The following is a 12,869-nucleotide window of genomic DNA, read 5'->3' as shown; positions in this document are numbered from 1 at the left end:
GCGATTGCCTCTTCAAGAAAGAGAAGTCTCGGCCGGCGGGTCATGACGTGCTCTCCGGCGCCTTGTCGGCCTCCATCACGCTGAGGAAGCGCGCGGTGGCCGGGTGTTGTGGATTGCTGAGGATTTCGTGCGCCGGTCCCTGTTCGATGATGGAGCCGCCGGACAGGAACGCGACGCGGTCGGCGACTTCGTCGGCGAAGCGGATCTGATGGGTCGAGATGATCATGGTCAGCCCGTCATCGACCGCCAGCCGCCGGATCACCTCCAGCACCTCGTTGACGAGTTCGGGATCGAGTGCGGAGGTCGGCTCGTCCAGCAGCAGCACGCTCGGATTGGGCGCAAGCGCGCGCGCGATGGCGACGCGTTGCTGCTGGCCGCCGGACAGATGCCGCGGCAGCGCGTCGGCGCGATGGCTTAAGCCCACACGTTCGAGCAGTTCCTGCGCGCGGCGGTCGGCGTCGGTGCGGCTCAGGCCGTGCACCCAGCGCAAGGGGCCTGCGACATTCTCCCGGGCGGTCAGATGGCTAAATAGGTTGAACTGCTGGAACACCATGCCGACGCCGACGCTGGCGCGTTCATTGGCGATCGCGCGTGGGGTCAGCTTCCTGCCGTCGTCGCTGTGGCCGAGACGGCGGCCGCCGACGCGCACCATGCCGGAATCCCAGTTCTCCAGATGGTTGATGCAGCGCAGCAAGGTGCTCTTGCCCGATCCGCTGGGCCCGAGCAGCGCCACCACTTCACCGACCCGCACGGTGAGGTCGACGCCGTTGAGCACGGCTTGCTCACCGTAATTCTTGCGCAGGCCGGTGACCTCGACGGCGATATTGTTGCGTTCGACCATCGCGGCATGCTTGGCGCGGTCGCTCCGCGAGGTCGGGCGCGGCGCCGGCATCTCCGGCAGCAGGCTGTGCGCCGGGGCGGTTTGCGCGGTCTGTTCGGCGAGTTTTGCCTTCGTTTGCAGATCGACGCGGCGCCAGGGCAGGAAGATCGCAAGCCGCCCCTGCGGTGTGACGCGGTCGAGATCGAGCGCGCGCTCCACGAACAGCTGGATCACGCTGACCAGCGTGGTGAGCACGAGGTAGATCAGCCCGGAGGCGAAGAAGATCGAGAAGAAATCGAAGGTCGAGGACGCCAGCTGCGTGCTTCGCAGCGTCAGTTCCTGCACGGAGATCACGCTGGCGAGCGAGGAATTCTTCAGCGCGCTGACGGTCTCGTTGCCGAACGCGGGAATCATGGTCCGGATCGCCTGCGGCGCGATGATGCGGCGCATCAGCAAGGCCGGCGTCATCCCCAGCGCCTGGCCGGCCAGAACCTGCCCGCGGTCGACGCCGAGCACGCCCGCGCGCAGCATTTCGGCGATGAACGGGGCTTCATTGGCGGCCAGCGCGAGGCCGGCGGCGCCGACCGCCGAGAGTTTCAAGCCGATCTGCGGCAAGGCGTCATAGGCAAACACCATCTGCAGGATCAGCGGGGTGCCGCGGAAGATCACGGTATAGCTGCGGGCGAGGGCGGCCAGCACCGCGAAGCGGCTGAGCTGCATCGCCGCCAGCACCAGCCCGAGGATCAGCCCGCCGCCGAGACCGAGGGCGGTCACCGCGACGGTGAACCAGATGCCCTCGTTCAAATACGGCAGGCTGAGATAGTGGACGAACAGCGACATTACTTGACCGAGAGAATATCGGGCTCTTTGAAGTTGTTGGGGTCAAGCTCCCACTTCGCGAGCAGGGCCTTGTGGGTGCCGGCCTTCTGGACCTCGATCAGCGCGGCCATCACGGCGTCGCGGAAATCGGGCTTGTCCCTGGGAACGGCGATGCCGACCGAGTAGGGGATCGTGACCGCGATCGCCTTCTCCAGCTTGTCGGGATTGGCCTTGACTGCCTGGTCGACGGTGTTGACGTCGTTGACATAGGTGTCGGCGCGGCCGGCGAGGATCGCCTGGATGCAGTTGGCGTTGTTGTCATAGAGCTGCAGCGTCGGCTCGGGCTTGCTGGCCGCCTTGCATTCCGGAATCAGCGCCTGCACCAGCGGCACCTCGACGAAGCCGGTATTCTCGGCGGCCGCCGCGCCGCACATCGAGATATTGATGCCGGTAATCTTCTTCGGATTGCCCTTGGCCACCAGCACGCCGTCGAACACCTTCGAATAGGTGATGAAGTCGGCGGCCTTGGCCCGTTCTTCGGTGGCATAGATGTCGGAGATCACGATGTCGGCCTGTCCGCTCGCCAATGTGGTCAGGAGCGCCGCGAAGGTGACGGGCTTGTAGCTCAGCGTGAAGCCGAGGCACTCGCCGATCGCCTCGCCGAGGTCGATGTCGAAGCCGACATATTTGTTCGGATCTTTCGGGTCGATCGCTTCATAGCCCGGCGTATGCGGGTTGATGGCGTTGACGAGCTGCGTGCCCTTGAATTGCGGATATTTGGCCTGCAGGGCCGCGCAGCCCGCAGGCGCCGCAGCGCTGGCGGATGTCGGCGCCCACACGGCCGCCAACAGGAACGCAACGAGCGCGGCATTGCGCAAACCGGAGATCACGGCGGAATGCCGCGGCCGGGCCTCGGTGGAAAACTGCCTGTGCATCTGTTTCTCCTTCGAAATTGTCATGGCGACGCCATGTTCCAAGTTCCAAGGAAGCCTACGGTCGCTTGCCGGTTTCAGGCTTGTCCCGGGGCGCACAAAAAGTTGGATGCGCGGGTACCAGGATTTAGGCAGGTACTGCGGAATTTATGGGCGATCGGCGCAGGAAACGCGCAGAGCCGGGATCAAACGTCCGGCTCGCCCACCGGCGGAACGAGGTTCGGCTGTCGGGTATCACGAACTCGCCGACGCCGAGCCTTTCGGACGCCGGCAAAGATTGCGCGGGGAGCGCGGAACCTTCGCCGCCGGTTTGATTTGGCTCGACAGGGTGCAAACGAACAGAGAGCTGATTTGGCGATGCCCCGGACCACTCAGATCACTGAAGAGAAAAACGGGCCGCCGCGGCCCGCCTATCCCAGCGAGAAGGTCAGGGGTGGCGAGATTATTCTGCGCACGCCGCTTCGCCGCGCGATCTTTGTCGCAGGGTTGGCTGGCGCGGTGGTTCTGGCGTTGCTCACGGCCTTCGCGCGCTGAATCCTGGGCCCGGATGCAACGTCGCCTGCTTTTCGATCTGCAGTTCAAGATGGAACGCTCCGGTCCCCGGCGCGTTTCCGGATTTCGGCGCAACTTCCGGAGGGATGTGCGATGAGTTTCCCTTCGGCGGTTACCGAAGACGAGCTGGTTCTCAACCAGGCGCTGGATATTGTCATGCGCTGTTTTGACCTGCCGCATGACGAGGAATTGTACGCCGGCATGGAAGCCGTCGCTGGCGAGGCGATCATGGCGGAGTGGCGGCGAGGCGTAAGGAACCAGGCAGTTCTCGCCAACAAGGCGATAGCGGAAGTCGAGAAGCATCATCCGCTGGGCAGTAAATTGTGCCAGGTACCGCAAACCGTGGCACCCCAGGAGGAAAACGTCCAGGCGGACTGGCGTAAAGAACAGGAGCAGCCCATGAAACTAAATTCGGCACAGGTGAAACAAACCTTGAGCCAGTTCGATGCCGAGGTTCTTCCCGATGATCATCCCGCGGTGACCCAATTGAACAATCTGTTCGGGAACCACACGTTTTTTCTCGACGGTACCGGTCTCAAGGTGCTGGAGCCGACTGAAACGCCTGACATGGAAGCTCAGACCGGTGAAGTCGTTAGTCTTGCCGACTGGAGCGACGCCACTCTGACCAGTCTGAAACCGCATGAGCCGGAACTGACGGGCGTAGTCATCGTCCTCGAGTTCAAGCACTGATCCGGTTCGCGCCGGGCTGCTGTTCCAGAAAGGATGGCCGTTGAGCGGGGGCGCTATACGGCTTGTCAGCCGTTGGACGGTCCGTAGGCCAGGCCGCTTCAGCGCAGCCTGCCGTGCCGGATCGACCAGCGCTCCCTGGTGGTGCCCATCACCTCTTGTAGTGCTGAACGCGCATTCAATTGCCGCTCCGGCAGGCAGGCCAGGATCGCATTGCGGTCCTCGATGCCCTGCTCATCGATGATCCATACCCGCAAGGTGTCGCCGGCGAGCCGCGCCGCGATCCGGTCTGCGGTCGGATCGATATCGTTGGGCACCGTCACATTCATGACGATGCGGCCGCCCGGCGCCAGCCGGGCGCGGATCGCCTCGCAGGTCTCGACGTCGAACTCCTCGTCGAAGTTGAAACCGGGACCGCCGATGTCAATGGCGATGCCGTCGTAACGCGCCTCGTCCGCAAAGACGAACTTGCGGAAATCGGAGACGATGCAGGCGAGATCGTCGGGCAGTGCGAAGAACTTGTGGGCGATCACGAAGCTGATCGGATTGTTGTCGACGATCGTCAGTTGCTTGCCGAGATGGGTCAGCCTGGTGGCGAGATTGCCGCCGCCGCATCCCAGGATGAGGACGTTCGCCGCGCGCGACAACAACTCGTCCATCAGCCTGACATAGGTGAAGATGCTTTCGCCGTCAGGCGTCGCCTGGCTCTGCCGCACGCCCTGTTCGAAATAGATGCGGGTGCCGGACTCCAGGCATTCGACGATCTCGATCTCGCCGTTCCTGCCCTGGTATCGTCCCAACAGCCGCACAGCAGCCACCATGCATTAAATAATATGTATCAGACATCTCTTATCATGTAAGATGTCGGACGCCAATGTCCGCGACCGACCGTTCGAGCGCTGAACCGGAGAAATCGACTGCATGATCACCGCCAATCAGCTCAGGGCCGCGCGTGCGCTCCTGAACATCGATCAGCGGCAAATGGCGGAGCTTGCCGGCCTCTCGGTGCCGACCATCCAGCGCATGGAGGCCAGCGACGGCGTCGTCCGCGGCAATGTCGATTCGTTGATGAAGCTGGTGGCGGCGCTCGATGGCGCCGGAATCGAGCTGATCAATCCCGGTGGTGCGAGCACGAGTGGCGGCCGCGGCGTGCGGCTGCGCGAGCATGTCACGAAACCGAAGACGTCGGTCAAGACGAAGACAAAGCCGAAGCCGTCTTCCCCGCGGGCGCTGGAACGCGCGCGCTGAACGACCGCGAAACGATCTTCAAGATGTGGCAGCTGCGTCGACCCGCTCGAGCAGCGCCAGCAAGGCCTGCAGCATCGCCATGGGCGCAGGAGGGCAGCCCGGAATATGCAGGTCGACCGGGATCACCTCGGAAACGCCGCCGACCACCGCATAGCTGCCGGCGAAGCAGCCGCCGTCGCGCGCGCAGTCTCCGACCGCGACCACCCATTTGGGGCCCGGGACGGCGTCGTAGGTGCGCTGCAGCGCTTCGCGCATGTTTTTGGTCACGGGCCCGGTCACCATCAGCACATCGGCATGGCGCGGCGAGGCGACGAAGCGCAGGCCAAAACGTTCGACGTCGTAATAGGCGTTGTTGAGCGCGTGGATCTCAAGCTCGCATCCGTTGCAGGAGCCGGCGTCGACCTCGCGGATCGACAGGCTGCGGCCGAGCCGCCGCCGCGCCGCGTGGCCGAGCGCGGTTGCGAGTTCGGCCACCGCCGCGTCGTCCGGCAATGGCGCCGGTTCGGTGAGGGGCGAGCGAAACAGGCTTTGAAGCAGCAGTTTGCGCATCTCAGAGATCCTGGCCCGAATACGAACAGTTGAACGATTTGTTGCAGAGCGGAAAGTCCGCGACGATGTTGCCTTCGATGGCGGCCTCCAGCAGCGGCCATTGAAACCAGGAGGGGTCGCGCAGATGGCATCGTTCGATCTTGCCATCGCGCAGGCGGAGCCAGGCCAGAACGTCGCCGCGGAAGCCTTCGACGATCGCCATGCCCTCGCGCGCTTCCTGGCGCGGCGTTACTTCCGCGCGCAGTTCGCCCTGCGGCAGCCGGTCCAGGATCTGGCCGATCAGCGCCAGGCTTTGCTCGACTTCGCGCACCCGGATCCAGACCCGCGCGTTGACGTCGCCCTCGCTCAGCACCGGCACCTCGAAGCGCAGGCTGTCATAGGGCGGATAGGCAAGCGTCCGGCGCGCGTCGAAGGATCGCCCCGAGGCGCGGCCGACATAGCCGCCGGCGGCATATTGCCTGGCCAGCGCCGGCTTGAGCAGGCCGGTATCGACGGTGCGATCCTGCAGCGAGGCGGTGTTGTCGTAGAGTTCGACCAGCGCCGGAAAGTGCAGGCGGATGTTGTCCGCTGCGGCGTGGATCGCCTCGCGACCGGCATCGTTGATATCGTTTGTGACGCCGCCGGGCACGATGATGTCCTGCATCAGGCGATGGCCGAAGGCGGTATCGGCCGCGCGCAGCACGCTCTCGCGCAGCACGCTGGTATGGGCGTGCATCAGCGCGAACGAGGCATCGTTGCAGATGGCGCCGATGTCGCCGAGATGGTTGGCAAGCCGCTCCAGTTCGGCCAGTAGCGCGCGCAGCCAGACGGCGCGCTCGGGCACGGCAAGCCCGAGCGCCGCCTCGGCGGCCTTTGAAAACGCGTAAGCATAGGCAACCGTGCTGTCGCCGGAGACGCGCCCCGCAAGCTGGACCCCGCGATCGAGAGTGGCGCCGGTCATCAGCCCCTCGATGCCCTTGTGAACATATCCCAGCCGCTGTTCCAGCCGCACCACGGTCTCGCCGCTCGCGGTGAAGCGGAAATGTCCGGGCTCGATGATGCCGGCATGCACCGGACCGACGGCGATCTGGTGCACGCCGTCTCCCTCGACCGGCAGGAAGCGATAGGGCGATGGGTTCGGCAATGCGTCGGTACGTTCTCCAAGCGGAAAGCGCACGCCCCACTGATTGTGATCAAGCCAGGGGCGGGTGTCGGGCAGGCCTTGTGCGACCAGGCCGAACAGATCCTGGGCGGTGCGCTCCAGGCGAAGCGCCGGCGGGTGAAGTGCGCCGACGGAGGGATAAACGCCATCGGGGCAGTCCAGGCTGAGAACCGCGATTTCCGCCGTGTCGCCATCCATGATCGCCATATGCACCGTCGAAGGTTCGCCCCACAGGCCAAGCAAGCCGAGACGTCCCTGCGCCAGTTCGTTGATCGCAAATCTCCAGAGATGCGCACCGACCTCGGCGCGCGGCCAGGGGTTGCGGTGCCGGATTGCGCGGCCTTCCAGAATGCGATCGATCAGCGACGGCATATCCTGTTCATCCTATCCGAGGAGGCGGGCCACATGCTGGAACCAGGCGACGAGCGGCGCGGGAAGATAGATCCCCGCGCATAGAACCAAGGCGAGATGCGCGAACATCGGCACATAGGACGCTTGCGCCGAAGCCGTGCTGCCGCGCGGTCTGCCGAAGGCAACGGTGGTCAGGCGCAACGTCAGCGCGCCGAACGCGAGCAGCAGGCCGAACACCAGGACGATGGCGAGCAGGGGCTGGCGCGCGAAGGTCGAACTCACGACCAGGAACTCGCTCATGAAGATGCCGAGCGGCGGCAGGCCTGCGATCGCGACCACGCCGACCACCAGCCCCCAGCCGAGCGCGGGGTGCGTTACCGTCAGGCCGCGGATCCGGTGGATCCGCTGCGTGCCCTTGATCTGCGAGATATGGCCGACCGCATAGAAGATCGCCGACTTGGTCAGGCTGTGCATCACCATGTGCAGAAGGCCTGCGAAATTGGCGAGCGGGCCGCCCATGCCGAACGCGAACACGATGATGCCCATGTGCTCGATCGAGGAATAGGCGAACAGGCGTTTGATGTCGCGGCGGCGGTACAGCATGAAGGCCGCGAACACCAGCGAGACCAGCCCCATCGTCACCATCAGCGGGCCGGGCGCGATCGCGTCAGGAGCGGCGGCGAGCAGGATCTTGAAGCGCAGAAGCGCGTAGAGCGCGACGTTCAGCAACAAGCCGGACAGCACCGCCGATATCGGGGTCGGGCCTTCGGCATGCGCGTCGGGCAGCCAGGCGTGCAGCGGCGCCAGCCCGACCTTGGTACCGTAGCCGAGAAACAGGAAGATGAAGGCGACGTTGAGCAAAGCAGGGTCGAACTTCGCCGCATGCTGGATCAGGAGTGTCCAGATCATGCCGTCCTGGCCTTCGCCGACCACCGGCCGCGCCGCCATATAGACCAGGATGGTGCCGAACAGCGCGAAGGCAATGCCGACGCTGCCGAGAATGAAATATTTCCACGCCGCTTCCAGTGCCGCATGGGTGCGGTAGATGCCGACCATCAGCACCGTGGTCAGCGTCGCGATTTCCACCGCCACCCACATCAGGCCGATATTGTTCGACACGAACGCCAGATTCATGCCGAACATCATGGTCTGGTACATCGCGTGGTAGAAACGCAGATATACCGGCGTCAGCCGCCCGCTTTCGAGTTCATGGGCGATATAGCTCGCACTGAAGATCGAAGTGGTGAAGCCGACGAAGGTGTTGAGCACGATGAAGACGATGTTGAGGTCGTCGATCAGTACGTAAGGACCCGGCGGCGGACGATCGATTGCGAATAGCGACAGCGCCGACAGGAATGTCGCGAGACTCGCCACGACGTTCAGCCGCGCCGTGAGGCGATAGCCCGGCAGCGCGGCCAATAACGCCGCCGCGCCAATCGGGATCAGCAGCACCGCCGCGACGGGATCGTACGAAGAGATGCTCATCGGTGTTCGCCCCGGTAGTCGTCGAGGGCGGAGACGTCGACGGAATCGAAACGTTCGCGGATCCGGAACAGGAAGATGCCGATCACGATGAAGGCGATCAGGATCGAGAAGGCAACGCTGATCTCGACCACCAGCGGCATGCCCTTGGCGCCGGTCGCCGCCAGCACCAGCCCGTTTTCCAGCGACATGAAGCCGACGACCTGGCTGACGGCGTTGCGGCGCGTCACCATGACCAGAAGTCCGAGCAGCACGACGGACAGCGCGAAGGCGAGGTCCTCGCGCGCCAGCGGATCGGCTTCCGCGGTGACCCGCAGCATCAGCACCATCGACAGCGCGACCAGCCCCATGCCGGCCAGCATGGTCGGGCCGATCCCGACCGCGGATTCGATGTCGCGGTGAATCCCGAGCTGCTTGACGATGCGGTGCAGCGCCACCGGGATCACGATCGCCTTGAACACCAGCGCGATGGCGGCGGTGACGTAAAGATGCGGCGCATCCTGGATGAAGGCTTGCCAGGCGACGGAAAGCGCGAGCACCAGCGCGTGCAGCGCGAACACGTTGAGCAGCGAATAGAGCCGGTCCTGGTACAGCATCAGGAAGCTGATCAAGACGAGACTGCCTGCCAGCGTGTGCGATATGTCGAAGGAGAGGCTGTGCATCTGCATCAGAAACTCCTCGACACGAAGAGCAGCAGCGTTCCGAGCAGGCCGAGCATTAGCGCCGCGCCCAGGAATTGCGGTACGCGAAACACCCGCATCTTCGCCGTCGCAGTCTCGAACAGCGCCAGCAGGAAGCCCGCGACCGCGAGTTTGATGATGTAGGCGACGCCGCCGACCATATAGGCCAGCGGCCCGGTGCCGAACACGGCAATCTTCCAGGGCAGGAACACGCAGGCGATCAGCGAGATGTAAAGCAGCAGCTTGAGGAAGGCGCCGAATTCGATCATCGCGAGATGGCGCCCGGAATATTCCAGCACCATCGCCTCATGCACCATGGTGAGTTCGAGATGGGTTGCGGGATTGTCGACCGGAATGCGCGCGTTCTCGGCCAGCGCTACCATCACGAGCGCGACCAGCGCCATCCCCAGCGACACGCGCAATCCGACATAGGACGAGGCCAGTAAATTCGCGACCGTTGAGAGTTGCGTCGAGCCTGCGACCAGCGCCATGCAGAACACGATCAGCAGCATCGCTGGCTCCGCAAGGGCTGCAATCATGACCTCGCGGCTGGAGCCGATGCCGCCGAAGCTGGTGCCGACGTCCATGCCGGCGAGCGCCAGGAAGAATCGCGCGCTGCCGAGCAGCGCCACGATGGCGATCAGGTCCGCGGTCCAGTTGAACAACAGGCCGGTGGCAAAGGTCGGCACCAAAGCCGCGGCCACCCAGATCGCCGCGAAAGTGACGTAGGGCGTCACCCGGAACAGCCATGAGGCGTTGTCGGCGAGCACCACTTCCTTGCGCAAGAGCCGCAACAGATCGCGATAGGGCTGGAACACTGAGGCGCCCTGGCGCCGCACCAGCCGCGCCTTGACCTTGCGCACGAAGCCGGTCAACAGCGGCGCGAGCAGCAGCACCAGCAGCATCTGGGCGCCCTGCACCAATATGTCGGAGATTACGACCATATCGCGAGCACCAGCAGCAGCGTGACGAGGGTGGCGAAGACCAGGCTGAGATAGCGGCGGATGGTTAGGAACTGCAGCTGATTGAGCCATTCCGAGGAAACGCCGACCGCGCCCGCGATCGGCGCATACATGCCCTCCCAGATCAGATCGTGCAGTTCGATCCGAAACCGCGCCGGCCGGGTATCGCCGGGGGCCGGCATCTCGACGTGATCGCGGGCGTGGAACGCCATGGTGCCGAACACGCGGCGGATCGGCTGGGCGAAGCTTGCGCCGCCATACTGCGCCTCGGGCGCGGAATCCGAAAAGCCGCAACCCCAGGCCGGTCCGCGCCGCAGCGCGTGCGAGGCGAAACGATGGATGAAGAACACCGCGAGCGAAGCGGAGATCGCGATGAACAGCATCACCAACAGTCCGTTATAGGAACTGCGGCTCTCGGCGATCGGCGCGATCGACAGCCAGGCCTCGTCGGCCTGGATCGGCATCCGGCCACCGAGGATCTCGAGCGAGATCGGCGACAGCGCGTCGATCACCACTCCCGGCAGGATGCCGGCCAGCAGACACAGCGCGGCGAGGATGAACATCGCCGTCAGCGAGTATCGGTCGACTTCTTTGGCGGTTTCCGCCGCGACGCTGCGCGGCCGGCCGAGAAACGCCACGCCATAGGCCTTGACGAAAGTTGCCGCCACCAGCGCTGCCGCCAGCGCCAGCATCGCGCCGACCGCCGGCACCATGATCTTCAGCGCCCATTGCGGCAGGTCCGGGCTTTGCAGCACAGCCTGGAACATCAGCCATTCCGACACGAAGCCGTTGAACGGCGGCAGCGCCGAGATGGCGACGCAGCCGGCGAGAACGGCGACGCTGGTGTAGGGCAGGCGGTGAATCAGGCCGCCGAGCCTGTCCATGTCGCGCTCGCCCGTCGTGGTCAGGACCGCGCCGGCGCCGAAGAACAACAGGCTCTTGAAAAAGGAGTGGTTGAGCACGTGAAGCAGCGCCGCGGTGAAAGCCAGCGCCGCCGCGAGCTTCATGCCGTTGGCCTGGAAGCCCAGCGCCAGACCGAGACTGACGAAGATGATGCCGACATTCTCGATCGTGGAGTAGGCGAGCAGCCGCTTGAGGTCGTTCTCCATCATCGCGTAGAGGATGCCCATGACCGCGGTGATGCTGCCGAGGAACAATACGATCACGCTCGCCGACCAGGTCGGTGGTCCCAAGAGATCGAATACGACACGTATGAAGCCGTAGATCGCGACCTTGGTCATGACGCCGCTCATCAGCGCGGAGACATGGCTGGGCGCCGCCGGATGGGCGAGCGGCAGCCAGACATGCAGCGGCACCAGGCCGGCCTTCGAGCCGGCGCCGAGCAGCATCAGAATCAGCACCAGCGCTGCGACATAGGGCGTGTGCGGCGCCGCGCGGATCGCGGCGAAACCGTAATCGCCGGCCGGTCCTGCCAAAAGGCCGAATGCCAGCAGCAGCGCGAGCGTGCCGAAGCTCGCCATCACCAGATAGACGTAGCCGGCCTTCGCGTTGCCGGGTTCGCGGTGGTGCGCCATCACCAGCGCCCAGGACGCGAGCGACATGAATTCCCAGCACAGCAGATAGGAAAACGCGTCGTCCGCCAGCACCACGAGATTCATGCCGGCCAGAAAGGCCGGGAAGAACGGCAACACGCGATGCGGGGAGGGATCGTGATGGCCGTAGCCGAGGCCATACAGGCTTGCCGCAGCGCCGCCGAGATTGACGACGACGAGAAAGAACGCGGCCAGCGCATCGAGCCGGAAATGCGCGCCGAGCCACGGCAATCCGACCGGCAAGGTGATATCGGAGCCGTCAGCGGCATTGCCGAGCAATGCCCGCATCGCGCCGAACAAGGCGACCAGGCTGACGACGAGCGTGGCGCCGTAGATGATGGTGGTGGCGCGCTCGCTGCGGCTGAGCATGATCGCGAGAATGGCGGTGGCCAGCAGGGTTGCGGCACAGGACAGTTGTAAAGCCACCGTCGATATCATGAGCGATCGCCCGGAACGGATTTGGCCGCACCCGAGGCGACCCGCAGGCGCACCCCGCGCCCCTGTGCGGTGCTGGCGGCGCCTTCGTCGATCATCTCGATCCCGGCGGCGTCGAACGCCGCGATCAATTTGACCAGCGAATCGACGTTGCCGCGCACCATGGTCTCGGAGGCCTCCATGCGCTGAATGGTCGGCACGGAAAGCCCGGACATCTCGGCGAGCCGGCGCTGATCGATGCCGAGAAGCACCCTGGCCGCTCGCAATTGTGCCGCTGTGAACATGAGTCTGCCCCGGGACCCGAATCCCCATCAAACATCACTGCTGCATCGTAACTAATGATGCCAAAGTGTCAATAAGTGATGTTTTAAATATCTATTCTAAGGCGTCGTTTTGGGAGGGGGCGATGGTGACAGCGAGCCGACTTGGCTTGCCGATATCGACGGCCGCAACGGGACCTTCGCCTGATCGAGGCCTTCGCCTGATCAAGCGTGGGCTTTATCGGGAGTCTTTCGTTTTGGATATCCGATCTTCGCCGCCGCGGATTGACGGGGATCAAGGTTCTGCCGGGCCGACGATCGGATCGCGCGTCGCTACCGCCACTCGAAACGTCAGCGCCGAACGGCATATGTTCCCACTTCCGGAACAAAATCGTGAA

At 64.4% G+C, this 12,869-nt stretch carries 13 protein-coding genes; 3 read left to right on the top strand and 10 right to left on the bottom strand.

Features of this window, described 5'->3' with window-relative positions; genetic code table 11:
- Nucleotides 1-40: 40 nt before the first annotated feature.
- Together B5525_RS43205 and B5525_RS43200 are read right to left on the bottom strand one after the other, a co-directional pair.
- Entirely contained in the window at nt 41-1,660 is a 1,620-nt protein-coding gene (locus tag B5525_RS43205; protein WP_079572634.1) for an amino acid ABC transporter permease/ATP-binding protein, read from the bottom strand.
- On the bottom strand, nt 1,660-2,574 hold the full coding sequence (locus B5525_RS43200; protein WP_079574543.1) for an ABC transporter substrate-binding protein: 915 nt from the start codon (nt 2,572-2,574) through the stop codon (nt 1,660-1,662). The genes B5525_RS43205 and B5525_RS43200 overlap by 1 nt, the downstream gene beginning before the upstream one ends.
- Nucleotides 2,575-2,928: 354 nt before the next feature.
- Here B5525_RS43200 and B5525_RS45205 point away from each other — a divergent pair, with 354 nt between their 5' ends.
- Complete coding sequence (locus B5525_RS45205) at nt 2,929-3,105, top strand: hypothetical protein (protein WP_154073769.1); 177 nt, start codon at nt 2,929-2,931, stop codon at nt 3,103-3,105.
- 417 nt (nt 3,106-3,522) lie between these two features.
- Nucleotides 3,523-3,813 (top strand): hypothetical protein, encoded by a 291-nt coding sequence (locus B5525_RS47690; protein ID WP_079574542.1) that lies wholly within the window; start codon nt 3,523-3,525, stop codon nt 3,811-3,813.
- Between the two features lie 98 nt (nt 3,814-3,911).
- Here B5525_RS47690 and B5525_RS43190 read toward each other — a convergent pair whose 3' ends face one another.
- Nucleotides 3,912-4,631 carry a spermidine synthase gene (locus B5525_RS43190; RefSeq protein ID WP_154073768.1) on the bottom strand — a complete coding sequence of 240 codons (720 nt, stop codon included), beginning with the start codon at nt 4,629-4,631 and terminating at the stop codon, nt 3,912-3,914.
- A 100-nt stretch (nt 4,632-4,731) separates the two neighbouring features.
- On the opposite strand from B5525_RS43190, the gene B5525_RS43185 reads away from it, so the two are divergent.
- The gene (locus B5525_RS43185) at nt 4,732-5,058 is read left to right on the top strand and encodes a helix-turn-helix domain-containing protein (RefSeq protein WP_079572632.1); all 327 of its coding nucleotides are present in this window, start codon (nt 4,732-4,734) and stop codon (nt 5,056-5,058) included.
- Nucleotides 5,059-5,076: 18 nt separating this feature from the next.
- Here B5525_RS43185 and B5525_RS43180 read toward each other — a convergent pair whose 3' ends face one another.
- Genes B5525_RS43180 through B5525_RS43150 form a run of 7 tightly spaced genes read right to left on the bottom strand, consistent with a single transcriptional unit; the run spans nt 5,077 to nt 12,495 of the window.
- Entirely contained in the window at nt 5,077-5,607 is a 531-nt protein-coding gene (locus B5525_RS43180; RefSeq protein WP_079572630.1) for an NADH-quinone oxidoreductase subunit B family protein, read from the bottom strand.
- Nucleotide 5,608: 1 nt separating this feature from the next.
- A complete protein-coding gene (locus tag B5525_RS43175) occupies nt 5,609-7,120 on the bottom strand; it encodes an NADH-quinone oxidoreductase subunit C (protein ID WP_079572628.1) in 1,512 nt (503 codons plus the stop codon).
- A 12-nt stretch (nt 7,121-7,132) separates the two neighbouring features.
- The gene (locus B5525_RS43170) at nt 7,133-8,584 is read right to left on the bottom strand and encodes a hydrogenase 4 subunit F (protein WP_079572626.1); all 1,452 of its coding nucleotides are present in this window, start codon (nt 8,582-8,584) and stop codon (nt 7,133-7,135) included.
- Complete coding sequence (locus B5525_RS43165) at nt 8,581-9,243, bottom strand: hydrogenase-4 component E (RefSeq protein WP_079574539.1); 663 nt, start codon at nt 9,241-9,243, stop codon at nt 8,581-8,583. Before B5525_RS43165 ends, B5525_RS43170 begins: the two co-directional genes overlap by 4 nt.
- Before the next feature lie 5 nt (nt 9,244-9,248).
- Nucleotides 9,249-10,205, bottom strand: a complete 957-nt coding sequence (locus B5525_RS43160) for a respiratory chain complex I subunit 1 family protein (RefSeq protein ID WP_079572624.1) — start codon at nt 10,203-10,205, stop codon at nt 9,249-9,251.
- Nucleotides 10,196-12,214, bottom strand: a complete 2,019-nt coding sequence (hyfB, locus tag B5525_RS43155) for a hydrogenase 4 subunit B (protein ID WP_425305248.1) — start codon at nt 12,212-12,214, stop codon at nt 10,196-10,198. The genes B5525_RS43160 and hyfB overlap by 10 nt, the downstream gene beginning before the upstream one ends.
- On the bottom strand, nt 12,211-12,495 hold the full coding sequence (locus B5525_RS43150) for a helix-turn-helix domain-containing protein (RefSeq protein ID WP_079572622.1): 285 nt from the start codon (nt 12,493-12,495) through the stop codon (nt 12,211-12,213). The genes hyfB and B5525_RS43150 overlap by 4 nt, the downstream gene beginning before the upstream one ends.
- Nucleotides 12,496-12,869: the final 374 nt, after the last annotated feature.

This window comes from Bradyrhizobium erythrophlei (assembly GCF_900129505.1).
Lineage (GTDB): Bacteria > Pseudomonadota > Alphaproteobacteria > Rhizobiales > Xanthobacteraceae > Bradyrhizobium > Bradyrhizobium erythrophlei_D.
This window is presented reverse-complemented; position numbering and strand designations above follow the sequence as displayed.